This window comes from Mycobacterium sp. NPDC004974 (genome assembly GCF_053600815.1).
Window position 1 is genome coordinate 67,625 of record NZ_JBSGAQ010000013.1, and the last position, 22,393, is coordinate 90,017.

Annotated in this window: 23 protein-coding genes; 16 read left to right on the forward strand and 7 right to left on the reverse strand. The window is 67.4% G+C overall.

Features of this window, described 5'->3' with window-relative positions:
• Window positions 1-22: 22 nt before the first annotated feature.
• Window positions 23-283 carry a 30S ribosomal protein S20 gene (rpsT, locus tag ACWEFV_RS24805; RefSeq protein WP_135456272.1) on the reverse strand — a complete coding sequence of 87 codons (261 nt, stop codon included), beginning with the start codon at window positions 281-283 and terminating at the stop codon, window positions 23-25.
• Between the two features lie 396 nt (window positions 284-679).
• Here rpsT and ACWEFV_RS24810 point away from each other — a divergent pair, with 396 nt between their 5' ends.
• The 3 genes from ACWEFV_RS24810 to ACWEFV_RS24820 are packed head-to-tail and all read left to right on the forward strand — an operon-like array spanning window position 680 to window position 4,010.
• Window positions 680-2,182 carry a circularly permuted type 2 ATP-grasp protein gene (locus ACWEFV_RS24810; RefSeq protein WP_450072211.1) on the forward strand — a complete coding sequence of 501 codons (1,503 nt, stop codon included), beginning with the start codon at window positions 680-682 and terminating at the stop codon, window positions 2,180-2,182.
• A gap of 13 nt (window positions 2,183-2,195) precedes the next feature.
• Window positions 2,196-3,170 carry an alpha-E domain-containing protein gene (locus tag ACWEFV_RS24815; RefSeq protein WP_135456269.1) on the forward strand — a complete coding sequence of 325 codons (975 nt, stop codon included), beginning with the start codon at window positions 2,196-2,198 and terminating at the stop codon, window positions 3,168-3,170.
• Complete coding sequence (locus tag ACWEFV_RS24820) at window positions 3,171-4,010, forward strand: transglutaminase family protein (protein WP_450072123.1); 840 nt, start codon at window positions 3,171-3,173, stop codon at window positions 4,008-4,010. It begins immediately after the preceding gene.
• Here the strand turns inward: ACWEFV_RS24820 and ACWEFV_RS24825 are convergent.
• Window positions 3,994-4,491 carry a MarR family winged helix-turn-helix transcriptional regulator gene (locus ACWEFV_RS24825; RefSeq protein WP_135456266.1) on the reverse strand — a complete coding sequence of 166 codons (498 nt, stop codon included), beginning with the start codon at window positions 4,489-4,491 and terminating at the stop codon, window positions 3,994-3,996. The two genes, ACWEFV_RS24820 and ACWEFV_RS24825, sit on opposite strands and share 17 nt — an antisense overlap.
• An 87-nt stretch (window positions 4,492-4,578) precedes the next feature.
• On the opposite strand from ACWEFV_RS24825, the gene ACWEFV_RS24830 reads away from it, so the two are divergent.
• Together ACWEFV_RS24830 and ACWEFV_RS24835 are read left to right on the forward strand one after the other, a co-directional pair.
• Window positions 4,579-5,286 carry a hypothetical protein gene (locus ACWEFV_RS24830; RefSeq protein ID WP_450072124.1) on the forward strand — a complete coding sequence of 236 codons (708 nt, stop codon included), beginning with the start codon at window positions 4,579-4,581 and terminating at the stop codon, window positions 5,284-5,286.
• Window positions 5,283-6,146: a TIGR03560 family F420-dependent LLM class oxidoreductase gene (locus tag ACWEFV_RS24835; protein WP_450072125.1), complete on the forward strand. Its 864-nt coding sequence runs from the start codon at window positions 5,283-5,285 to the stop codon at window positions 6,144-6,146. The genes ACWEFV_RS24830 and ACWEFV_RS24835 overlap by 4 nt, the downstream gene beginning before the upstream one ends.
• Here ACWEFV_RS24835 and ACWEFV_RS24840 read toward each other — a convergent pair.
• Both ACWEFV_RS24840 and ACWEFV_RS24845 read right to left on the reverse strand, forming a co-directional pair.
• Window positions 6,143-7,660: a hypothetical protein gene (locus ACWEFV_RS24840; protein WP_450072126.1), complete on the reverse strand. Its 1,518-nt coding sequence runs from the start codon at window positions 7,658-7,660 to the stop codon at window positions 6,143-6,145. The two genes, ACWEFV_RS24835 and ACWEFV_RS24840, sit on opposite strands and share 4 nt — an antisense overlap.
• 113 nt (window positions 7,661-7,773) lie before the next feature.
• The gene (locus tag ACWEFV_RS24845; RefSeq protein ID WP_450072127.1) at window positions 7,774-8,634 is read right to left on the reverse strand and encodes a ribonuclease Z; all 861 of its coding nucleotides are present in this window, start codon (window positions 8,632-8,634) and stop codon (window positions 7,774-7,776) included.
• Between the two features lie 103 nt (window positions 8,635-8,737).
• Here ACWEFV_RS24845 and ACWEFV_RS24850 point away from each other — a divergent pair, with 103 nt between their 5' ends.
• Both ACWEFV_RS24850 and ACWEFV_RS24855 read left to right on the forward strand, forming a co-directional pair.
• On the forward strand, window positions 8,738-9,169 hold the full coding sequence (locus tag ACWEFV_RS24850) for a CBS domain-containing protein (protein WP_450072128.1): 432 nt from the start codon (window positions 8,738-8,740) through the stop codon (window positions 9,167-9,169).
• Window positions 9,170-9,220: 51 nt separating this feature from the next.
• Window positions 9,221-9,829, forward strand: a complete 609-nt coding sequence (locus ACWEFV_RS24855; protein ID WP_450072129.1) for a GNAT family N-acetyltransferase — start codon at window positions 9,221-9,223, stop codon at window positions 9,827-9,829.
• A 12-nt stretch (window positions 9,830-9,841) separates the two neighbouring features.
• Here ACWEFV_RS24855 and ACWEFV_RS24860 read toward each other — a convergent pair whose 3' ends face one another.
• Window positions 9,842-10,477 (reverse strand): type II toxin-antitoxin system PemK/MazF family toxin, encoded by a 636-nt coding sequence (locus ACWEFV_RS24860; protein ID WP_450072130.1) that lies wholly within the window; start codon window positions 10,475-10,477, stop codon window positions 9,842-9,844.
• 79 nt (window positions 10,478-10,556) lie between these two features.
• Between ACWEFV_RS24860 and lepA the strand changes: the two genes are divergently transcribed.
• The 7 genes from lepA (at window position 10,557) to ACWEFV_RS24895 (ending at window position 19,795) form a co-directional block, all read left to right on the forward strand.
• Window positions 10,557-12,431, forward strand: coding sequence for a translation elongation factor 4 (lepA, locus tag ACWEFV_RS24865; protein WP_450072131.1), 1,875 nt, complete (start codon window positions 10,557-10,559; stop codon window positions 12,429-12,431).
• 64 nt (window positions 12,432-12,495) lie between these two features.
• On the forward strand, window positions 12,496-13,194 hold the full coding sequence (locus tag ACWEFV_RS24870; protein WP_450072132.1) for a sensor domain-containing protein: 699 nt from the start codon (window positions 12,496-12,498) through the stop codon (window positions 13,192-13,194).
• An 80-nt stretch (window positions 13,195-13,274) separates the two neighbouring features.
• Window positions 13,275-14,579, forward strand: coding sequence for an NtaA/DmoA family FMN-dependent monooxygenase (locus tag ACWEFV_RS24875; protein WP_450072133.1), 1,305 nt, complete (start codon window positions 13,275-13,277; stop codon window positions 14,577-14,579).
• Window positions 14,576-15,958, forward strand: a complete 1,383-nt coding sequence (locus ACWEFV_RS24880) for an LLM class flavin-dependent oxidoreductase (RefSeq protein ID WP_450072134.1) — start codon at window positions 14,576-14,578, stop codon at window positions 15,956-15,958. The genes ACWEFV_RS24875 and ACWEFV_RS24880 overlap by 4 nt, the downstream gene beginning before the upstream one ends.
• Window positions 15,959-16,085: 127 nt before the next feature.
• A complete protein-coding gene (locus ACWEFV_RS24885) occupies window positions 16,086-17,561 on the forward strand; it encodes an APC family permease (RefSeq protein WP_450072135.1) in 1,476 nt (491 codons plus the stop codon).
• Window positions 17,558-18,559 carry a GNAT family N-acetyltransferase gene (locus tag ACWEFV_RS24890; protein WP_450072136.1) on the forward strand — a complete coding sequence of 334 codons (1,002 nt, stop codon included), beginning with the start codon at window positions 17,558-17,560 and terminating at the stop codon, window positions 18,557-18,559. The genes ACWEFV_RS24885 and ACWEFV_RS24890 overlap by 4 nt, the downstream gene beginning before the upstream one ends.
• The gene (locus ACWEFV_RS24895; RefSeq protein ID WP_450072137.1) at window positions 18,560-19,795 is read left to right on the forward strand and encodes an acyl-CoA dehydrogenase family protein; all 1,236 of its coding nucleotides are present in this window, start codon (window positions 18,560-18,562) and stop codon (window positions 19,793-19,795) included.
• Window positions 19,796-19,806: 11 nt separating this feature from the next.
• Here the strand turns inward: ACWEFV_RS24895 and ACWEFV_RS24900 are convergent, their stop codons facing one another.
• Window positions 19,807-20,721 (reverse strand): zinc-binding dehydrogenase, encoded by a 915-nt coding sequence (locus ACWEFV_RS24900; RefSeq protein WP_450072138.1) that lies wholly within the window; start codon window positions 20,719-20,721, stop codon window positions 19,807-19,809.
• A gap of 54 nt (window positions 20,722-20,775) precedes the next feature.
• On the opposite strand from ACWEFV_RS24900, the gene ACWEFV_RS24905 reads away from it, so the two are divergent.
• The gene (locus ACWEFV_RS24905) at window positions 20,776-21,333 is read left to right on the forward strand and encodes a class I SAM-dependent methyltransferase (protein WP_450072139.1); all 558 of its coding nucleotides are present in this window, start codon (window positions 20,776-20,778) and stop codon (window positions 21,331-21,333) included.
• On the opposite strand, the gene ACWEFV_RS24910 is transcribed toward ACWEFV_RS24905, so the two are convergent.
• The gene (locus ACWEFV_RS24910) at window positions 21,317-21,598 is read right to left on the reverse strand and encodes an ANTAR domain-containing protein (RefSeq protein WP_135456238.1); all 282 of its coding nucleotides are present in this window, start codon (window positions 21,596-21,598) and stop codon (window positions 21,317-21,319) included. The two genes, ACWEFV_RS24905 and ACWEFV_RS24910, sit on opposite strands and share 17 nt — an antisense overlap.
• A gap of 201 nt (window positions 21,599-21,799) precedes the next feature.
• Here ACWEFV_RS24910 and ACWEFV_RS24915 point away from each other — a divergent pair, with 201 nt between their 5' ends.
• A complete protein-coding gene (locus ACWEFV_RS24915) occupies window positions 21,800-22,390 on the forward strand; it encodes a sensor domain-containing protein (protein ID WP_450072140.1) in 591 nt (196 codons plus the stop codon).
• Window positions 22,391-22,393 lie beyond the last annotated feature (3 nt).

The window sequence follows — 22,393 nt, forward strand, 5'->3', positions numbered from 1 at the left end:
TACTTCGGGTGGAACCGGGGGATCAGAGCTTGTTCAGCGCCAGGGCCAGGGCCGACTTCTTGTTGGCGGCCTGGTTGGCGTGGATGACGCCCTTGCTGGCGGCCTTGTCGAGCTTGCGGCTGGTGGTCGCCAGCAACTCGGCGGCCTTGTCCTTCTCGCCCGCCTCGACGGCCTCGCGGAAGCTGCGCACAGCCGTACGCAGCGACGACTTCACGGACTGGTTACGCAGCCGACGACGCTCGTTGGTGAGGATGCGCTTTTCCTGCGACTTGATGTTGGCCACGTAAAAATTCCTTCGTAATTCTCTAGCTGGGGTTACCGAAGTCTGGGTGCGCACACCCGCACTGCGGGCAGCGACTGTTCAGGGTACCAGCGAGACGTCTGAACTCCCAAAGCGGTGCAGCCAAAACCCCAGGCGCCGATGCGCCGTTTTTCGACTCCAATACCACCTCATCCGCCCTTTGGCCTGCTGAAACGGGCTCGATCATTGACCCGGCGAAACCCGGCCAGGTGCGGCAGCATGATGAGGGTGAGCCTGAGAACTGTCCGTACGCAAGGGGCCGAGTCGAACGGGTCGAGGCGGGCCGGCCAAGGTGCCGGGTCGGCGCGACGCGTCAAACATCAGGGCATCTTCGACGGCTACAACCAGCTGGGCCGTTACTCGGAGGCATACGACGAGATGTTCGACGCCGCCGGCAACGTCCGCGGCCCGTACAAGGGCATCTTTGCCGAGCTTGCTCCGTCGGACGCGTCGGAGCTGCGGTCGCGGTCGGACGCGCTGGGCCGGGCGTTCATCGATCAGGGCATCACGTTCTCGCTGTCCGGCCAGGAACGGCCGTTCCCGCTGGACCTGGTGCCACGGGTGATCTCGGCGGCGGAATGGTCCCGGCTGGAACGTGGCATCACCCAGCGGGTCAAGGCACTCGAGATGTATCTGGACGACATCTACGGCGAACAGGAGATCCTGCGCGACGGCGTCATACCCCGCCGACTGGTCACCTCGTGCGAGCACTTCCACCGTGAGGCCGCCGGCATCGTCCCGCCCAATGGCGTGCGCATCCACGTCGCGGGTATCGACCTGATCCGCGACGACAAGGGCGACTTCCGGGTGCTCGAGGACAACCTGCGATCGCCGTCGGGGGTGTCCTACGTGATGGAGAACCGGCGCACCATGGCGCGCGTCTTCCCGAACCTGTTCGCCACCCATCGGGTGCGTGCCGTCGGCGACTACTCCTCGCACCTGCTGCGGGCGCTGCGCAACGCCGCGCCCACCAACGTCGCCGACCCCACCGTCGTGGTGCTCACGCCGGGCGTCTACAACTCCGCCTACTTCGAACACTCGCTGCTGGCCCGGCAGATGGGCGTCGAGCTGGTCGAGGGCCGCGATCTGTTCTGCCGCGACAACGCCGTCTACATGCGCACCACCGAAGGCGAGCGCCAGGTCGACGTGATCTACCGCCGCATCGACGACACATTCCTGGACCCGATGCAGTTCCGCCCGGACTCGGTCCTCGGGGTGGCCGGGCTGCTCAACGCCGCCCGCGCGGGCAACGTGGTGATCTCCAGTGCGGTGGGCAACGGGGTCGGTGACGACAAGCTCGTCTATACCTACGTGCCGACCATCATCGAGTACTACCTGGGCGAGAAGCCGATCCTGGCCAACGTCGACACCTACCGCTGTTGGCTGGACACCGAACGCGAGGAAGTGCTCGACCGCATCGACGAGCTCGTCATCAAACCGGTCGAGGGCTCGGGCGGCTACGGCATCGTGTTCGGCCCGGACGCCTCGGAGAAGGAGTTGGCGGCGACCGCCAAGAAGATCCGCGCCGACCCCCGCGGTTGGATCGCCCAGCCGGTGATGCAGCTGTCCACGGTCCCCACCCAGATCGACAACAAGCTGGCGCCGCGGCACGTGGACCTGCGGCCGTTCGCGGTCAACGACGGCAACGACGTCTGGGTGTTGCCCGGCGGGCTGACCCGGGTGGCTCTGCCGGAAGGGTCCCTGGTGGTGAACTCCAGCCAGGGCGGCGGATCGAAGGACACCTGGGTGCTGGCGTCGCGGACATCGGCGGCGGATCGCGAGCTGGCCGCGGCCGAGGTGGTGCGGTCGCTGCCCAAATCCGCCAAGGGGCCCAAAGCCAATGGCGCGCCTGATGGTTCGTCGTCGCAACAACAGCAGTAGGGGGTGGGATTAGATGCTGGCGCGCAATGCCGAGTCGTTGTACTGGATCGGACGTTATGTGGAGCGGGCCGACGACACCGCACGGATCCTCGACGTCACGGTGCATCAGTTGTTGGAGGACTCCAGCATCGACCCGGATGTCGCGTCGCGGACGCTGCTGCGGGTGCTCGGTATCGAACCGCCCACGCGGCGCCTGGACGTGTGGTCATTGACCGACATCGTGGCGTTCAGCCGTGGCAGCGGCGGCAATTCGATCGTCGACTCGATATCGGCTGCGCGCGAGAACGCCCGCGGCGCCCGCGAAGTCACGTCGACGGAGATCTGGGAGTGTCTCAACACCACCTACAACGCGCTGGCCGAGCGGGAGCGTGCGGCCAAACGTCTGGGCCCCCATGAGTTCCTGTCGTATGTCGAGGGGCGCGCGGCGATGTTCGCCGGGCTGGCCGATTCGACGTTGAGCCGCGACGACGGTTACCGCTTCATGGTGTTGGGCCGCGCGATCGAACGGGTCGACATGACCGTGCGGTTGCTGCTGTCGCGGGTCGGGGACAGCGGGTCGTCGCCGGCCTGGGTCACGTTGTTGCGCTCGGCCGGGGCCCACGACACGTACCTGCGTACCTACCGCGGCGTGCTCGAGGCCGGTCGGGTGGTCGAGTTCATGCTGCTGGACCGGCTGTTCCCGCGGTCGATCTTCTATTCGCTGCGGTTGGCCGAACACAGTCTCGACGAGTTGCTCAACCGGCCGCACAGCCGGCTCGGGGCCACCGCCGAGGCACAACGGCTGCTGGGCCGGGCTCGCAGCGAGCTGGAGTTCCTGCAGCCGGGCGCGGTGCTGGAATCCCTGGACGCCCGGCTGGCCGGGCTGCAGAAGACCTGCCGGGACGTCGGAGAAGCGTTGGCGCTGCAGTACTTCCACTCCGCGCCGTGGGTGGCCTGGACCGATGCCGGGCACCGGGATGCGGTTGTCATCGAGGAGGGTGAGGTCTAGATGTGGCGGCTACGGGTGGTGCACTCCACGGGATACGCCTACAAGTCGGCGGTGACCGCGTCCTTCAACGAGGCACGGCTGACGCCGCGTTCGGACTCGCGCCAGAACGTGATCCTGAACCGGGTCGAGACCATCCCGGCCACGCGGTCCTATCGGTATGTCGACTACTGGGGCACGGCGGTGACGGCATTCGATCTGCACGCCCCGCACACCGAGCTGGAGGTGTCGGGGTCCTCGGTGGTCGAGACCGAGGTCGCCGAGAAACCCGAGGAGCTGGTGAGCTGGGATGATCTGCGTTCGGAGGCGGTGATCGACCGGTTCGACGAGGTGCTCAGCCCGACGCACTACACCCCGCGCAGCAGGCGCATCGCGCGCGTGGGGCAGCGGATCGCCAAGGAACATGACCCGTTCGAGGCGGTGACGGCCGTGGCGCAGTGGGTGCGCAGCGAGCTCGACTATGTCTCGGGGACCACCGGGGTCCACTCCTCGGGTCTGGACGCCCTGCGCGAGGGCAAAGGGGTGTGCCAGGACTTCGCCCATCTTTCGCTGATCATGTTGCGGTCCATGGGGATTCCGGCCCGATATGTGTCGGGTTATCTGCATCCTTCGCGCGAGGCGGTGGTGGGGGACACGATCGACGGGCAGAGCCACGCCTGGATTCAGGCGTGGACCGGTGGCTGGTGGCACTACGACCCGACCAATGAGAGCGAGATCACCGAGCAGTACATCAGTGTCGGCGTGGGCCGGGACTACTCGGATGTGGCCCCGCTCAAGGGAATCTATTCGGGCGAGGGGTCGACCGATCTCGACGTGGTCGTGGAGGTCACCCGCCTGGCTTGACGCGGCCGCTGCCCGTGCGGCCCAGGTTGCGGAAGCCGGGGTGCACGTGCGGTGTCAGCCCCTGCTGATCGGCGAGAATCTGGAGCAGGGCGTGTAGCTCGTCGCGTTGTCCGGCGTCGAGACCGGCGGTCATGCCGTCATCGTGCCGACGCGCCAGCTCTCCGATGCGGCGTAACGCCTTCTTGCCTGCGGCGCTGAGGAACAACGCGTGCAGGCGCCGATCGTCGGGGTTGCGGCGGCGCTCGACGTAGCCGCGGTCCTCCAGATCGTCTACATAGCTGACGACGCGACTCGGTAACAGGCTCAGTTGGGTGCTCAGCGACTGCTGGCTGAGCCCGGGTTGCGCTCCGATGGCGCGCAGGATTCCGGCGTGCGGCGGCGTGAGCTCGATCGTCGCCATCTGCTCGGCGAACTGCGTCGCGGCCCGGTGGCCGAGCTGCGCCAACAGAAATGCCACGGTGTCGGGCCGTCCGTTCTCCACGGTCAAACCGTATCACGGCGAAATCGTTCAAAAATGAAAATATTCAGAGGGTTGAGTTCGATGCCGACCGGGCATATCGTTCAAGTCATGAACGATTCAACGGGAGATCGAATTCGCACCGACCGAGCGACCGGAAGGCAGAGTGGACCGCCCTTGGCCGCCGTAGCGGCCGTATCCCTGACGCTTCTGCTGGCCGGACTTGCCGTCGGTGTTGCACTCGGCGGGGTGATGCCGTTGCCCTACGGCGAGGCGGCCGAGATCGTCCGATACATCCACGACAACCACTCCGCGGTGCAGGCCAGTGCGGTGGGCACGTTCGCCGCCTCGGTACCGCTGGCGATCTACGCCGCGACCGTGAGCACCCGCTTACGACAACTGGGTGTGACGGCGCCCGGCGCCACGATCGCCCTGGCGGGCGGCATTCTGGCGGCCGGGGCACTCGCGTTGTCCGGGCTGATCTGCTGGACCATGTCTCGGGCCGAGGTGGTCGTCGACGACGGTCTGATCCGTGCGCTGTACTACCTGGTGTTCCTCACCGGCGGTGTCGGGCACATCGTCGCGCTCGGCTTGCTGCTCGCCGGGATCGCGGTGCCCGGCCTCATCCTCGGGCTGCTGCCGCGGCCGGTGGCCTGGACCGGCTTGGCGATCGCCGCATTGGCCGAACTGGCCACGTTGGTGTTGATCTGGCCGGAATCCGCGGTGATCCTGCCGATCGCGCGGTTCACGGGTCTCATCTGGCTCATCGTCGTCGGCGCACTCCTGCCGGCGCGTCGGGCCGCGCGGAGCCGGTCGTGAAACTGAGCGTGAGCGTCACCAACTACTCGTGGCCGGACCCGATTCACGCGCGGTTGGCCTCCATCGCGAGCTTTCTCGACGGCACCGCTGTCGACACGCTGTGGGTGGCCGATCATCTGCTGCAAGCCGACCCCGCCAGTCCCATCGACGAACCGATGTTGGAGGCGTATACCGCGCTGGGGTTCCTCGCCGCGGCGACGAGCCGGATCCGGTTGGGCACCATGGTGACAGCGGCGACCTTCCGCGCGCCGGCGTTGTTGATCAAGGCCGTGACGACGCTCGACGTCCTCTCCAATGGCCGTGCCTGGCTGGGCCTCGGTGCGGGCTACAACGCGGCTGAAGCGACCGCGATGGGATTGTTCCTGCCTGGTACCGCGGAACGGTTCGAGCGGATGACCGAGCTGCTGCAGCTGGCGCACCACATGTGGCGCGGCGACGAATCTGCCTTCCTGGGGCAACATTTGGCACTGAAGCAACCGATCGGCAGCCCACGTCCGGTCACCGTGCCGCACCCTCCGGTGTTGATCGGCGGAACCGGTGAGCGCCGGACGCTGCGGCTCGTCGCGCAGTACGGCGACGCGTGCAACCTCTTCGATGTTCCCGACGGTGGCCGGACCGTCCGCCGTCAGCTCGAGGTGCTGGACCGGCACTGCGCGGATGTCGGTCGACCGGCCGAGGCCGTGCACCGCACGGTGACCACCGGGCTCGAACCGGGCGAACCGGTCGCACGGCTGGTTGAGCGCTGCCATGCGTTGGCCGATCTGGGGATCCAGCATGTCGTGGTGATCGCCCGCGGCCGACCGCTGACCGACACCGACCTCAATTGTGTTGCGGGCGCCGCGAATCAGCTCGCCGCCTAATCCGACAGGCCGCAGTGCCAGCGGAGGAGGCGGGCCTCGGGGACGCCGATGTTCGGTTCTGCGGCATCGATGAGCAGGCTCAGGCGATCGAGGGTGGACGAGTGCGGCATCTGGTAAGCAGTGGAGGCGTCGCGGTCCAGCCATCCGGTGAGATCCGATCTGGCATGGACGCGGAGCGTCTGGTCGAAATCGGCGACGCCCCAGAGGTCCGCCTCGACCCGTATCCATGTATCCCCGGCGATCAGCAGGCCGAACGCGGCGCGCCGTACGTGTGGTGGTTGGTCCGCACGCAGCAATTCCCACAACAGATCCGTCGGCGGCAGGTCTGGCTGTCCACGTAGTGCCCCCAGCGCCACGCGCACCACGACCGGAGCCGGGTCGGCGAGCATGCCCGCGATCCGGTCGAGGGGGCCGCCGAGTCGGCGCACGGCCCGTACCGCTTCGGCTCGTACCCGTGGGCGATCGTGCCGCAGAAAGCCGGAGATCAGCTCCGCGTCAGCGACCGTGCCGCACTCGCCGAGCCCGGTGACGGCGCCACGTAGTTGTGAATCGTCAACGGAGAGGAGCATTTCCCGGTAGCGCTCGGCCGGGTCCCGGCCGGCGCATCGCATCGCCCACTGCGCGGTGGCCCGCAGCGCGGCCGACCGGCCCGCGAGGGCTGCTTCTCCTGCCTCCGGGTGCCCGATCTGGGCCAGCCCGGTCAGCGCCGCAACACGTACGCGCGAGAAGCGGGCGCCGAGCAGATGTTCCAACGTGTCCTGTTGCCGGTGGCGTACAGCGGTACGGACCGCCGCGTCAACGCACAGGCTCTGGGAGACGTTGTCTCGCTCGGTCAGGGCCGCCTCGACGACCGCAGTCGAGTCGGCACGTCCCGGCTCCAGCCACACCCGGTAAGCCAGCCTGCGCACGTGAAGCTCGTCGCTCATGCGGGCCGCGTCGAGCGTTCCGTCCGACCGCGTGCGCAACGCCTCGGTCACCGCTGCGACGGCATGCTCGCCGCGACGCCAGTCCCGCATCGCCATCGCCACGCCGGCCGCCCGAATCAACGCGCCCGCATCAGCGGTGGCAAGCGCCGCGGGGAGTGCCCGCATGGCGTCGACCCGAACCGGTTCCACCCAGTCGGCGGTGCGGATCAACAACAGCGGAAGCAGCCGCGGATCGCGGCGCATCGGCCGCGACTTCACGGAACGTTGCCGCCGGCGTCCGTCTCTGGAGCAGGCGCTGAGCAGCACGGTGACGGAATCGGATCTGCCCCACGCGGCGTCGGTGATCCGTCTCCACCGGTAGCCCGGACGGCGGACCTTCCGCAGCTCGGCGTCCAGCCGAAGCCACGTGCGTGGGCGTACGGCCGACAACACCCGCATTACCTCGTCGGGCTCAATCCGTTCGAGGGCAAGCTGTGCCAGGGCGTACGCGGCCGCGCCGAGGCTGCCTCCGCGGTCCGCGTCCGCGACGGCGGAGGCCAGGTCGTCCAGTGCATCGCCGTCCCCGGATCGCCGGACCTGCATCACCATCGCGCCCCTTCCCGCTTGGTGCGGTTCAGTGTGAGCGCAACGACCGGTCGATGCCATCGGATTTCGCGGCGCGCGCGGCCGATCAGCTGCGCGATCGTGGCCCACGCGGCCGATCAGCTGCGTGGTCGGGTGCACACCCCGGGATGAACTTCGACCCGGTGCAGGTCGTCGCCCAGTTCGATCTGGCGGTCGAACTCCGAAGCGGCCAGCGCGCGCCAGTCGTCCTCGGTGCCCGCGGCGATCCCGGGCACGTAGTGGGTGAGGATCAGGATCCCGACGCCGGCGCGGGTCGCGGTGGCCGCTGCCTCCTGCACCGAGGAGTGATAGTCGCAGATGTCGCGGATCCGCTGCTGCGGAAGCTTGTCGATCAGGTCCTTGCGAATCACCGTGTGCACCAACGCTCCCGCACCTTCGGCCAGCGCATCCAGGCTGGGGCACGGCACGGTGTCGCCGGCAGCCACCAGCGAGGCTCCGCCGTGTTCGATCCGGAAGGCGATGGTCGGTGTCGCCGGCCGGTGATCGGTGGGGGCGACACGGATCTGCACACCGCCGCGGTCCCACACCACCGCATCGGTGTACTCGTGGACCTCCACCCGCGGTGGGCCGCTGAGGTCGGCGTGGTGGGCGATGCGGTAGCCGATGTCGTGTCCGAATGCGCGCAGCGTCGCGTCGACCACCTCGGCGGTTCCCGGCGGCCCGATGATCGGCAGGGGCGGTGCCTCGGGAGTGAACGTGCTCACCCAGCGCGTGATGATCACGTCGCCCAGATCGGCGATGTGATCGCTGTGGAGATGGGTCAGTAGCAGCGCGCTGAGCTGATTGGCGCCCGAGCCGACGGCGGCCAGGCGCTGCAGCACCCCGCGGCCGCAGTCGATCAGAAACATCTGATCGCCCGCGCGCGCGAGGGTGGACGGGCCGGCCCGCTCCGGATCAGGGATCGGGCTACCGGTGCCGAGCAGCGTGACCTCGATCATGGCCTTATTCCTACCCGTCCCCCGACAGACAGGCGTGGCTTCTTTCTTACTGACCAACACCGACCTAGCCTTATGTGAGGTGGATCACGATCGGAGGCTGCCGATGCGAATCGCGGACGTGCTGAAAAACAAGGGCACGGCGGTGGTGACGATTTCGCCGGAGACGACGGTGTCCGAACTGCTGGCCGGGCTGACCGAGCTGAACATCGGTGCCATGGTGGTCATCGGTCCGGGTGGGCTGGCCGGGATCGTCTCGGAGCGTGATGTGGTGCGCAAGCTGCACGAGCGGGGCAGCAGCCTGTTGGCGCAGCCGGTGTCAGAGATCATGACCACGGTGGTGGCGACCTGCACGCCACGCGACACCGTGGATCACCTGAGTGCGCTGATGACCGAGAACCGCGTGCGCCACATCCCGGTGCTCGACGGTGGCCGGCTGGCCGGCATCGTCAGCATCGGCGACATCGTCAAGACCCGGATGGAAGAACTCGAGGCCGAGCAGGAACAGCTGCAGGCCTACATCACCCAGAGCCGTTGAAACGCCGAGAACCGTAATTTCGCGGCGTGAGGCGTGTGCGATGGTGGGCGAGTGGCTGCCGTCGATGTCCGTCCTCCGAACAAGTCTGACGTGTTGCGGCTCGCCGCGGTCTTGGGCCGGGCCTTCCACGACGACCCGGTGATGTCGTGGATCCTGCCCGACAACGCCCGCCGCGCGAAGGCGCTGCCTCGGTTGTTCGCGGCGATCACGCGCCACCATTTTCTCGCCGGCGGTGGTGCCGAGGTGGCCGCCCGGGGCGGCCAGATCGGCGCGGCGGCGTTGTGGGACGGTCCCGGCTGCTGGCGGCAGAAGCCAGGTGAGGAACTGCGCATGTTGCCCACGATGGTTCGCGCATTCGGCCGCGATATGCGACGAGGTCAGCGGGTCGTCGAGCTCATGAAGAAGCATCACCCCGAGGAGCCGCACTGGTATCTGGCGGTGATCGGTAGCGATCCCACGGTGCGTGGCGGCGGTTTCGGGCATGCCCTGATGCAATCGCGCCTTGATCGGGTGGACGCCGAACATGCGCCGGCGTACCTGGAGTCGAGCAACCCCGACAACGTCCCGTACTACCTGCGTTTCGGGTTCGAGGTCACCGGGGAGATCGTGCTGCCGGACGGCGGTCCGACGATGACACCGATGTGGCGGGCGCCGCGCTGACGGCTGCGCCGGTCAGCTCCAGGAGTACTGAGCGCGCAGGCGGACCGCGACCGCTTCGAACCGGCTGCGGTCCAGGATCGCGCCCTCGCGGCGGATGCCCTCCTCGGGCACGTCGAGCACCCGGTCCAGCCGGACCCAGCTGGGCCGGCCGTCGTAGTCCCAGGTGCCGGTGCCGATGGCGATCCAGTCCGGATCATCGCGGTGGTAGTCCTGGCTGGACAGCATCAAACCGAGCAGGGTGCGCTGATCACGGCCCACCACCAGGACGGGACGGTCCTTGCCCCGGGTCGGATCGTCCTCGTAGACCACCCAGGTCCAGACGATCTCCCCGGGATCGGCCTGCCCGTCCAGGTCGGGGGCGTAGACGACTTTGCGGGCCCGGTGTGCGGTGGGCGCGCTGTTCTTCGATACCGGCCGGCCGGCGGTGATCGCCTGGGGCGGCGGGGCGGTGGCACCGGCGAGCACGCCCAGGCCCAGCTTGAGACCCTGCTGAAGGCCCTGTTGGATGCCTTGCTGCACGGTGCGCGGCACGTTGTCCGTGGTCTGTAGCTGGCGCACGAACTTCGGTCCCTCGTTGAACACCAGGTTCCCGGCGCCGTCCATGACGTCCTTGAAAACCTGTTGGAACGCCTTCCATTGCGACGCCATGGTGTCGAGCATAGGTCAGTGAACCCCTGGCGATTGTGTCGTGACGGTGCTTGCTCGATACCCTGGAGGAGCACAGCACATGCTTGACAACCACGCTCACCAGGAGATTCCCATCAGCAGCTTCGCCGACAAGACGTTCACTGCGCCGGCGCAGATCCGGAACTTCTGCATCATCGCCCACATCGATCATGGCAAGTCGACGCTGGCCGACCGAATGCTGGGGATCACCGGCGTCGTCGCCGACCGCGATATGCGGGCCCAATACCTGGACCGGATGGATATCGAGCGCGAGCGCGGCATCACAATCAAGGCCCAGAACGTGCGGCTGCCGTGGCAGGTCAACGGCGAAGATTTCGTGCTGCACCTGATCGACACCCCGGGCCACGTCGACTTCACCTACGAGGTGTCGCGCGCGCTGGAGGCCTGTGAGGGCGCCGTGCTGCTGGTCGACGCCGCCCAGGGCATCGAGGCGCAGACGCTGGCCAACCTGTATCTGGCGCTGGACCGGGACCTGACCATCATTCCGGTGCTGAACAAGATCGACCTGCCCGCTGCCGATCCGGAGCGCTACGCCGGCGAGATCGCCCACATCATCGGCTGCGAACCGAGTGATGTGCTGCGGGTCTCCGGCAAGACCGGCGAGGGCGTGGAGGCGCTTCTCGATGAGGTCGTGCGACTGATCCCGGCGCCGGTCGGTGACGCCGACGCGCCCGCGCGGGCGATGATCTTCGACTCGGTCTATGACATCTACCGCGGCGTGGTCACCTACGTGCGTGTGGTGGACGGCAAACTCAACCCGCGCGAGAAGATCAAGATGATGTCGACCGGGGCGACGCACGAGTTGCTTGAGGTCGGCATCGTCTCACCGGAGCCGAAGGCCTCGGACGGGCTGGGAGTTGGTGAGGTCGGCTACCTGATCACCGGTGTGAAGGATGTTCGCCAGTCCAAGGTCGGCGACACCGTGACCTCGGCCCGCAACGGTGCCACCGAGGCGCTGACCGGCTACCGCGAACCCCGGCCGATGGTCTACTCGGGCCTGTACCCGGTGGACGGCTCGGACTATCCGGTGCTGCGTGAGGCGCTGGACAAGCTGCAGCTCAACGACGCCGCGCTGACCTATGAGCCCGAGACGTCGGTGGCGCTGGGCTTCGGGTTCCGCTGCGGCTTCCTGGGTCTGCTGCACATGGAGATCACCCGCGAGCGCCTGGAGCGCGAGTTCAACCTGGACCTGATCTCGACCTCACCCAACGTCGTGTACCGGGTGATCAAGGACGACAACTCCGAGATGGTCGTCACCAATCCGTCGGATTGGCCAGAAGGCAAGGTGCGCAGCGTCTTTGAGCCGGTGGTGAAGACCACGGTGATCGCGCCCAGCGAGTTCATCGGCACCATCATGGAGCTGTGTCAGCAGCGTCGCGGCGAGTTGGGCGGCATGGACTACCTGTCGCCCGAGCGCGTCGAACTGCGTTACACCATGCCGCTGGGCGAGATCATCTTCGACTTCTTCGACTCGCTGAAGTCGCGCACCCGCGGCTACGCCAGCCTGGACTACGAGGAGGCCGGCGAGCAGGAAGCCGACCTGGTCAAGGTCGACATCCTGTTGCAGGGTGAGGCCGTCGACGCATTCAGCGCGATCGTGCACAAGGATTCGGCGTCCGCCTATGGCAACAAGATGACCACCAAGCTCAAGGAACTCATCCCGCGCCAGCAGTTCGAGGTCCCGGTGCAGGCCGCGATCGGATCGAAAATCATTGCCCGCGAGAACATCCGGGCGATCCGCAAGGACGTGCTGTCCAAGTGCTACGGCGGTGATATCACCCGTAAGCGCAAGCTGCTGGAGAAGCAGAAGGAGGGCAAGAAGCGCATGAAGACCATTGGTCGCGTGGAGGTTCCTCAGGAGGCGTTCGTCGCCGCGCTGTCCACCGACGCGGCCTCGGACAAGCCCAAGAAGTAGGCGACGGCGTGGCGCCGGGGCAATTCCAGCAAACCCCGGCCGGTTCAGTGACAATGGTCCGATGATGACCACGTGGAGGCGGCTTGTTGCGACCGGTGTCGTCGTGGTCGCCTCCGGCCTGTTGTCGGGGTGCGTGACCACAGTGGGGGGTTCGGCGCAGCGTGATCCGGGCGCGCCGCGGCCGGAGACCACGCTGACCGAGGCTGACCTCGACGACGTGCTGTTGCCGCCTGATGAGCTCGACGACATCATGGGCACATCCGGCCTTGAGGTGTCCGCCGACCTCGACGACCTCGTCGACAGTTTCGACGCCGTATCCGATGTGGACTGCGTGGGCGCGGCTTTCGGCGCCCAGGAGGTGGTGTTCGGAGAGCTGGCAACCGCAGTGCGCGACCAGATCCTGCGCGAACCGGGTGACGACAACGCGTCCTGGCTCGAACAGGTGGTGGTGTTGTACTCCACGAGCGAGGATGCTCGCGACGTCTTCGACGCCGCACGGGCGACCTGGGACAGTTGTGTGGGCTCGCTCGTCACGTACGACGCGAACGCCACGCCATTGGAATGGACAGTTGACGAGGTGACCGCCGAGGGGTCCACGATCAGTCAGATGTCCACCCCGGAAGACGCTCGGAGCGGTGGTTGCCACCATGCGATGTCCGTGGTGTCCAACGTGGTGGTCGAGGCATGGGCCTGCAGCGACTCCGTGGTCGACGAGGGAACCGCCATCACCGGTGAGATGGTCGCCAACATCGAGAACAACTGACCGTGACGAACGGCCTCCCCATTTTCTCGGGCTGAGCGCAATCCTGGGCCGGGAGGTGACCGGACCGTACCGTCGGCGGAGTGCCAAGAGAGCTTCACCTTCTCGCGTTCGGAAACACTCGATCCGCCGGCCCGTGGCGGCATCCCGACATCGACAACAGCCCTGCGGGGGTGCGCCGTCGGCTGATCAGCTATGCGCAGACCGCCGAGGCCGGTACGTTCGACGCGTTGTTCTTCGCCGACGGCCTGAACTACGGCCCGCCGGCGACGTGGCCGTACAAGATCACCGAGGACTTCGAACCGCTCACCGCGACGGCCGCGCTGTCCTCGGTGACCGACCGGATCGGGCTGGTGGTCACCGGGTCGGCTACTCTGGCCCATCCGTATCACCTTGCCCGCCAGTTGCTTTCACTCGACCACCTCAGCGGTGGTCGGGCGGGCTGGAATCTGGTGACCAGCTTCGCGCAGGCTGCCGCCGACAACTTCAGTGCCCGCGGTGTGGTGGCCCACGACGAGCGCTACCGGATTGCCGAGGAAGCGCTCGCGGTGGTCCGCAAGCTGTGGGACGGCTGGGGCGAGGACACGATCGTCGAAGACCGCGCTGCGGGGATATTCAACGACGTCACCAGAATTCAACCGACCGATCACCACGGGCGCTACTTCGATGTGGCCGGTCCGCTGGGTGCGGCCCGGTCGGTGCAGGGTCAGCCGGTGATCTTCCAGGCCGGATCATCGGAAACCGGAAGGGGTTTCGCGGCTCGGCACGCCGAGGTGATCTTCACCAGCCACGGCAACCGGGCGCGGGCGCAGGAGTTCTACACCCAGATCCACGAGGAGTCACGGCGGTCGGGACGAGCGAGGCCGCCGCTGATCACCCCGTCGCTGCGGTATCTGGTCGGCTCCACCGAGCACGAAGCCCGGCGTGCGCAGCAGCAGGAGTACGAGTACTTCAGCCCGCAGTACCAGACCGGTTGGCTGCTCGAGGTCGACGTGGACGTCACCGGCGCGGACCTGGACGGTCCGGTTCCGGAGTCGGCCTTTCCGGTGCACACCGAGACCCACCAGACCGCGTTGGCCGGCTACCGGCTGCTGGCCACTGACGGAAACCCGACGGTGCGAGAGTTCCTGTACCGCACGGTCAACGGTTGGGGCGCGGCGGTGGTGGGCACGCCCGAGCAGATCGCCGACGAGATCGAGCAGTGGTTCACCAGCGGTGCCGCCGACGGGTTCGTGCTGCGGGATTCCGGGCTACCCGGCCAGCACGAGCTTTTCGTCGAGCAGGTGGTGCCGGTGCTGCGCAAGCGCGGGCTGTTCCGCCACGAATATGCCGGCGCCACACTGCGATCCCATCTGGGTCTCGACGTACCGCAGCGGCAGCTGTCATGACCGAACCGTATGTGCTGTCGGCGTTCACCATGTCGACGGTGTCGCACGGCAATTTCGGGCTGTGGCGCCACCCGCAGGACCGCACGGCCGACTACACCGATGTCCGGTACTGGGTGGAACTGGCGAAGCTGCTCGACGACGGCGGATTCGACGTGCTGTTCATCGCCGATGCGGTCGGGCAACTCGACGTGTTCGGCGGTGACGCCAGTGCCGCACTCGCGCGGGCCGTGCAGACGCCGGTGACCGATCCGCTGTTGGCGGTATCGGCGATGGCCGCGGCGACCCAGCGCCTGGGATTCGGCATCACGGTGTCCACCACCTACGAGAGTCCGTACCTGTTGGCCCGCAAGTTCAGCACCCTGGACCACCTCACCGGCGGCCGGATCGGCTGGAACGTCGTCACCTCTCTGCTCGACAGCGCGGCGCGCAACATCATCGGCCGCGACCGGCAGATCCCGCACGACGAGCGTTACGCGATGGCACAGGAATTCGTGGAGGTCACGTACAAGCTCTGGGAAGGTTCGTGGGAGCCGGGCGCGGTGCTGCGCGACGCCGAGCGCGGGGTGTACACCGACCCGGCGAAGGTCCATGACATCGGCCACCACGGCCGGTACTTCACCGTGCCCGGGGCGCACCTGGTCGAACCGTCGCCGCAACGCACCCCGGTGCTGTTCCAGGCGGGTACGTCACCGGCCGGCCGGGAGTTCGCTTCCCGCAACGCAGAACTGGTGTTCGTCAGCGATCCGCGGCCTGAGGTCCTGCGCAACCACATCGAGGACATCCGGCGCCGGGCGGCCGGGCACGGCCGCGACCCACAATCGCTCAAGTTCATCACCTCGGTCGAGATTGTCACGGACAGTACCGATTCCGCGGCCCGGGCCAAGGCGCGCGAGCTCGCCGACTTCCACGACCTGGAGGGCGGGCTGGTGCTTCTGTCGGCACTGTCCGGTGTGGACTGGTCGACGTATGGGGTGGACCGCCCGATCGGACAGTTCGACACCGACGCCAGCCGGTCGATCTTGGCCGCGGTCACCGATTCCGGCGTCCGTGAGCGCCTGACGTTGCGGGACTACGTCGGGGGACTCGGCGGGTTCGGCGGCGAGTTGTTCGTCGGGTCGGCCACCACGGTGGCCGATGCCCTGGACGCGTATGCGCACCGGACCGGGGTGGACGGGTTCAACATCGCCTATCACCTCACGCCCGGCAGTTTCGCCGACGTGGCGGAGTACCTGATCCCGGAGCTGCGCCGGCGTGGCCGCGCCCGCGAGGCTTCCGATTCGACCACGTTGCGGCAGAAGCTGTTCGGCGGCGACGACGGTTTACTGGCTGCCGGGCACCCGGCCGCCGCATTTCGCAGGAATTCCGTTCATTCGCAATAGAATCCCGCCGATTCCATAGCTGACGGCGCGAATCCGATTGCGGCAGTGTGGCACTACATACCGACATATCAACCACCCGTACCGGTTCCCGGACGGGAGGCGTCGCGGTCCAGAAAGGGACATTGCCGTGACTACTACAGACGATCCGAAGACGACGGCTACCGGCCGCACCCTGATCTCGGCGGAATCGACCGGGCTGGAATCAGGGGCGCTGGGCCCGTGGGGAGTGTTCGCCCAGGGCCTGGCGGCCGCCGCACCCAGTGTGGCCCTCGCCGTGGTGCCGTTCTCGCTGTTCGTGGCGGCGGGCAAGGGCGCGGCGTGGGCGGCGGTGATCGGTCTGTCCATCGTGGTGCTGGTCGCCATCACGATCAGTTTCCAAGCCAAGCGCACGGTGTCCTCCGGATCGCTGGGCACCTACACGGGTAACGGTCTGGGACCTGGCTTCGCTTTCGCCGCCGGGTTCAGCCTGCTGTTCGGTTACATCGGTTTCGCCACCACCGGAACCCTCGGCGGCGTGCTGTACCTCGATGCGTTCCTGGAGTCGATCGGCCTTGGCTCCCAGGCAGTCTGGTTCCGCCTGCTGCTGGTGATCGTGGTGGTCGGGGTCGCGGTGTACCTGCCGTACCGGGGAGTTTCACTGGCCGCGAAGTACGAACTGGCCTTCGAGTTGCTCGCCATCGCGTCGATCCTGGTGATCATCGTGGCCTCCTACATCGGTTACGGGTTCCGCATCGACTGGGAGCAGTGGAACCCCCAGCACCTCGGCTCCAGTGCCACGTTCATCGCGGCGGTCACCGCCGTGGGTTCCTATGCCGGTTTTGAAAGTGTGGCCTCGCTCGGGGCCGAGGCCAAGGACGCCCACCGCAACATCGCCAGATCCCTGCTGCGCGTGGTGATCCTGATCGGCGCCCTGTACATCTTCGCGACATACCCCCAGATCCTGCACTTCGGCGAGATCGACGGTGACAAGGCGGTGCTGCCGCAGCTGGCCACCAGTGTCGGGGTGGAGTGGGTGAACCAGATCGTCAGCGGTGCTGTCGCGATCGCATTCATCGTGTTCGTCACCGCGGTCACCACCGCCGCCGCGCGCTCGCTGTTCACCTTCGCCCACGAAGGCGCGCTGCCGCAGGTGTTCACCAAGGTGCACCCGACCTACAAGACGCCGTGGGCCGGTGTGGTGTTCGTCGGGATCCTTGCCCTCGCGTTCTCGATCACGGCCACGTTCAGCTCCGCGGGCCGGCTGGTGTTCGACGTCTACGGCGGCTACGTGGCCAACTGGGGCTTCCTGGTGAGCTATCTGCTGGTGGTCATCGCCACGCCGATCTGGCTGCGCAAGATCGGCGCCCTGACGCCGCAGCGACTCGCCGTGGCGGTCGCGGCCACCATCGGCCTGGGGTACGTGATCGTCAGCAACTTCTACCCGGTGCCCGAGTTCCCGTTCAACATCCTGCCTTTCGTGTTCGGCGCCATCCTGCTGGCCGGACTGTCCTGGTACTGGTACCTCAAGCGGACCCGGCCCGAGGTGGCCAAGCGCATCGGCACCATCCAGAGCATCTCGGATGAGGAACAGCAGCGGCTGCTCGATGCGGGTGTGACGCCGTGACGCTGACCCAGGACGCGTTGACTGCGGCGTCGGACGTGACCGGTTGGACCGTCGCCGAGGTAGCCCCACGACACCACCCGCTGATCGCCGACTTCCTGGCCACCACGCCGGGGCTCGGCGGTCGCAAGTTCGCCGCCGATTCCCGCGATATCGCAGAACAACTCGGCGGTGTGTACCCCGGCTCGGCCGTCGTTCTCCTCGACGAGGTCGGCGCGGTGGCCGGATACGCAGCCCTGCACCGGCCGGACGGTGCCGAACCGGAGGTGTTGGGGAACTTCGTATTCGGTCCCAATGCCCCGACGGAGGCGGTGCGGGCGATCGTCGGCGACAGTGTCGAACGGTTCGGCCGGGTGGCCGTGCCCGGCGCATACCTGCGGGTTTTCATCGGTGCCGATCAGGACGTGGCGATCGATGCGCTGGCTACCCGCGGAGCCCACCGGGAACGCCAATTCTCCAGCACCCGAAAGTCATTGCGTAACGAGGATGCCGTCGCTCTGGCCGATGCCCGGATCGAGTCGATCACGATCCTGTCGTGGCCCGAGGTCGTAGCGGAAGGTCTCACCGAACAGGTCAGGCAGGTGCAATTCGACACGTTCCGCGAGCACTTCGGGAACATGTCGAAAACCCCGCAGCGCTGGGAACATCATCTGGCCAGCCGGGCATTCGCCCCGGATTTCAGCCTGGCCGCCGTGGATGACGGCGGTGTGGTGGTCGGCTATGTGCTCGGTTCCACCTACACCTCGGGAACCGGTGCGGACGAGATCCGCAGCGCCCACACCGACTACATCGGTGTGCGCGCGGACCGCCGCAAGGCCGGAACCGCGGAGCTGCTGCTGCGCAAGCTCTGGCTGGCGGCGCTGCGGCGGGGTTTCACCCATGCCTCGTTGGGCACCGACATCGCCAATGTCAGCAATGCCCATCTGCTCTATGCCCGGTTGGGGTATCGCACTGTCCGCGACGAGTACGCGTACCGGATCGACGCCGAGGAGAACTCTTAAATGTCCACCGAAACCACATATCTGAAGCGCCCCACAGGTTATGACGCCGAATTGCGCTCGGTGTTCGGGCCGATCTTCGAGCAGATCGCCGAGGGGAATCGGCAGCGCGAGGCCGACCGGGTGTTCCCGCACGAGCAGGTGCGCTGGCTGAGCGACGCCGGATTCGGCACCTTGCGGATCCCGGCAGAACAGGGCGGTTTCGGTGCGTCGCTGGAGCAGACCTTCCTGCTGCTGGCGGACCTGGGGGAGGCCGATCCCAACGTCGCCCACATCTGGCGCAACCATCTGGCCTTCGTCGAGGACCGGCTCAATGCGCCGGCGTCGGAGGACAACACCACCTGGATCAAGCGGTTTCTGGCCGGCGAGTTCGTCGGCGGTGGCTGGACCGAGGCCAACAATCTGACCCTGGCCAATCTGGCTACGACGGTGACCGAGGGGGACGGGCACTGGTTGGTCTCCGGCTCGAAATACTATGCGACCGGCAGTCTTTACGCCGACTGGCTCGATGTTCTCGGTCGCGGTGAGGACGGCGAGCTGTGGACGGCTCTGGTGCGTGCCGATGATCCCGGCGTCACTCTCATCGACGACTGGCGCGGGTTCGGCCAGCGCACGACGGGCAGCGGTTCGGCCCGCTACGAGCGGGCCCGGGCCGAGCGCGGCAACGTGTTCCCGGCGACCGAACGCTTCACCTACCAGGCGCACTTCTACCAGATCGCCATGCTCGCGGTGCTGACCGGAATCATCAGAGCGGCACAGCGGGACGGCTCGGCAGCGCTGACGGCCCGGCAGCGCAATTACCCGCAGGGGCTGGCCGAGGTGCCGGCCGCGGATCCGCAGTTGCTGCAGGTGATCGGTGAGGTGTCGGCGGAGGCGTTCGGCGCGACGGCCGCACTGGGGCAGAGCGCACGCAGCCTGGATCGGATCGTGGCCGGCCGGCTCGCGGGCAGTGACGGCCAGGCCCGCCAGTTGCTCGTCGACGCCGAGGTGGCCGTCACCCAGGCGCAGTTGGTGATCGTGGCCGCGGCGCTGCGGGCCACCACGCGGGTGTTCGACGCGCTCGGCGCCTCGGGCGTCTCCGAAGAGCTTGGCCTGGATCGGCATTGGCGCAACGCCCGCACGCTGGCTTCGCACAATCCGGTGGTCTACAAGGCGCGCATCCTCGGTGACTGGTTCATCAACGACAAGGATCCGGTGGCCGACCTGGTGTCACGGGGGCGCGGCGGGCAGGGCAACTGAGCCCGCCGGGGTCAGGCGACCTGTAGCACCGCCTTGCCGGCGACCTTGCGGCCCAACAACGCCAGGGCGGCGTCGGCGGTGTTCTCCCACGAGTCCCGCAGGCCGATCTGCGGATCGAGTTCACCATCGGCCAACAGGGTCAATAGGTAATGCAGATCGGCCTGGAAGGGTGCGCGGACGGTGAACGGCTCCAACCGTTTCCGGTTGCCGATGCGGCGCTCCTGCTCGAAGTTGATCGTGGTGGGCTCGTTGGAGGCCATCCCGATGGACTGCACCGAGCCGCCGTCGGACACCAGGCTGAAGGCCTGCGCCAAGAGTCTCCCGCCGACGTTGTCGAGCACGCCGAACACCGGTTCGGTTACCGCATCGAGGCCGACCACGACTTCGGCCGCGCCGAGCTCCTCGAGCCCCTCACCCCGGGCCGGGCTGCCGACCGCGGCCACCACGTGAGCGCCGGCCCGGGCGGCCAGCTGCACGGCGAATCGTCCGACGCCGCCTGAGGCGCCCGTGATGAGAACCCGTCGCCCCACCACCGGGCCGAGCGCCCGCAGTGCCTGCAGGGCCGTCACCCCGGCAACCGGCAGCGCGGCAGCCTCCTCGAACTCGACGAACTCGGGCAGCTCGGCCAGATTGTCGGTCGCGACGACGCGTCGTTCGGCCCAGCCGGCCTCGCCGCTGAATCCGACCACCCGGGCACCGACCGGGGGTCCGGAGCCGTCGGCGGCGGCCCGCACCACGACGCCCGCACTGTCCCAGCCGGGAACCTCGCCCGGACGGCGCATCTGGTCGATGAAATGCAGCTCACCGAAATTCAGCGCAATCGCGTGCACGTCGATCAGGGCCTGCGATTCGGCGGCCGAAGGTTCGGCGACGTCGTCGAACCGGAGATTGGCAGGAGCGTGCGGGTCGTAGACGAGGGCTCGCATGAAGGGGCTAACCCCGGAGGGTGTTCCGCTATTCCCTCCCATAAGGTGGCGCACGTGAGCGAGAAGGACCGCATCCGGTGGGACGCGGCCTATGCCGATAGGGAGTCGGAAGCGGAGCCGGCCCTGCCGCAGGTGTTCAGCGGCCAGGCTGACCGGTTTCCCGTGGCAGGTTCGGCACTTGACGTCGCATGCGGAACCGGCCGGGGCGCGGTGTGGCTGGCTCAGCGTGGGCTACACGTGTGGGGCCTCGACGTGTCCGCCGTGGCGATCGCCCAGGCGAGACAGTCGGCCGTCCGCCATGGGGTGGCGGAACGCTGCCGTTTCGATGTCGGGGATCTCGACCAGGGTCTGCCGGCCGGACCTCCGGTCGACGTGGTGCTGTGCCATCGCTTCCGCGATCCCGGGCTCTACCCGGCACTGGCCGCCCGTCTGCGACCGGGCGGCCTGCTGGCCATCTGTGTCCTGAGCGAAGTCGGCGCGGAGGTGGGTCGATTCCGCGCCGCTGCGGGCGAACTGGAGACGGCCTTTGCCGGTCTTGAGACGCTGGCCGCCTCCGAGGGGGACGGCCAGGCCTGGCTGGTCGCTCGGGCGCCCGCTACGGCGCGGCGTTGACGGGCACCCGACGCGCCTGTGCGAGCAGCTCGCCCCAGGCGTTGAACGCCTCGGCGTATTCGGCCGATGTCCCCGAACTGCCGCCGGCGAGGTCGACCAAAGCCCTTGCGATGCTGCCGATTCCGATGCCGGTGCGCTGCACCACCCGCACCAGCTCGGCGAAGGCCTGATCCGGCGCGCAACCGCGCAGGGCGACCAGAACACCGATCGCCACGTCGATCTTGATGCGTGAAGTGTCGTCTGCGCGGAGGCGGTTGTAGCTCATGGTCCGATGGTGCTCGCGCGCCGCCGCCGGATCCAGAGATCGGCGCACCGTGATTGTGTCCGCCGAGTGTCGCCGGTCGGCCACAATGGTGATATGTCCTGCCGAACCGCGATGTCAGTAGTGGCCACCGTGTCTGTGCTGACGGCGGGATGCGCACAGATGGCGGACGGGAGCGCGGTGAGAGCACAGAACTCTGTCCCTGTGGTCGACGAGACCTTCACCGATTCCGGCCTCGAGGATGTCCTGATGCCGACCGGTGAAGCTGATGAGGTCATCGGTGTGACCGGACTGGAACCCATGGAATCCCGCGACACCAGCGACACGATGAACGTGAATGTCAATGAGGTGTCTGACGAGGATTGTCGCGCAGCGGTTTTCGGGGCACAGGAGGCGGTGTACGCGGGTTCAGGTTGGACTGGCGTGCGTGATCAGGTGCTGACGACGCCGCAATCCAGGCAGTCTGTGGAACAGACGGTGGTGCTGTATCCGTCGGGTGAGGCGGCTCGCAGTTTCTTCGACTCGGCGAGGCAGAACTGGCAATCCTGTAGCGGGCGCACCATCTCGATCGGTACCGGAATCGCGGAGACGCGTTGGGATATCGCTGACGTCGTCGCAGAGGAGTCGCTGTTCACACAGTTCTCGTCCGCACAGGAGCAGCCCGAGTGGCCATGTGATCACGCGCTCGCCGTTGCCTCGAATCTCGTATTCGAAACCTGGGCGTGCGGAGTGGGCATCAGTTACCAGGCCGCCGCCATGGCCATACAACTGGCGAACAGGGCGGCGGCCCGGTAGCTG

What these genes read in the sequence shown, in the direction of transcription:
- ACWEFV_RS24810 (WP_450072211.1), top strand. Translation starts at nt 680, where the DNA reads ATGTTCGACGCCGCCGGCAACGTCCGCGGCCCGTACAAGGGCATCTTT.
- ACWEFV_RS24815 (WP_135456269.1), top strand. Translation starts at nt 2,196, where the DNA reads ATGCTGGCGCGCAATGCCGAGTCGTTGTACTGGATCGGACGTTATGTG.
- ACWEFV_RS24820 (WP_450072123.1), top strand. Translation starts at nt 3,171, where the DNA reads ATGTGGCGGCTACGGGTGGTGCACTCCACGGGATACGCCTACAAGTCG.
- ACWEFV_RS24830 (WP_450072124.1), top strand. Translation starts at nt 4,579, where the DNA reads ATGAACGATTCAACGGGAGATCGAATTCGCACCGACCGAGCGACCGGA.
- ACWEFV_RS24840 (WP_450072126.1), bottom strand. Translation starts at nt 7,660, where the DNA reads ATGGTGATGCAGGTCCGGCGATCCGGGGACGGCGATGCACTGGACGAC.
- ACWEFV_RS24845 (WP_450072127.1), bottom strand. Translation starts at nt 8,634, where the DNA reads ATGATCGAGGTCACGCTGCTCGGCACCGGTAGCCCGATCCCTGATCCG.
- ACWEFV_RS24850 (WP_450072128.1), top strand. Translation starts at nt 8,738, where the DNA reads ATGCGAATCGCGGACGTGCTGAAAAACAAGGGCACGGCGGTGGTGACG.
- ACWEFV_RS24860 (WP_450072130.1), bottom strand. Translation starts at nt 10,477, where the DNA reads ATGGCGTCGCAATGGAAGGCGTTCCAACAGGTTTTCAAGGACGTCATG.
- lepA (WP_450072131.1), top strand. Translation starts at nt 10,557, where the DNA reads ATGCTTGACAACCACGCTCACCAGGAGATTCCCATCAGCAGCTTCGCC.
- ACWEFV_RS24870 (WP_450072132.1), top strand. Translation starts at nt 12,496, where the DNA reads ATGACCACGTGGAGGCGGCTTGTTGCGACCGGTGTCGTCGTGGTCGCC.
- ACWEFV_RS24880 (WP_450072134.1), top strand. Translation starts at nt 14,576, where the DNA reads ATGACCGAACCGTATGTGCTGTCGGCGTTCACCATGTCGACGGTGTCG.
- ACWEFV_RS24895 (WP_450072137.1), top strand. Translation starts at nt 18,560, where the DNA reads ATGTCCACCGAAACCACATATCTGAAGCGCCCCACAGGTTATGACGCC.
- ACWEFV_RS24900 (WP_450072138.1), bottom strand. Translation starts at nt 20,721, where the DNA reads ATGCGAGCCCTCGTCTACGACCCGCACGCTCCTGCCAATCTCCGGTTC.
- ACWEFV_RS24910 (WP_135456238.1), bottom strand. Translation starts at nt 21,598, where the DNA reads ATGAGCTACAACCGCCTCCGCGCAGACGACACTTCACGCATCAAGATC.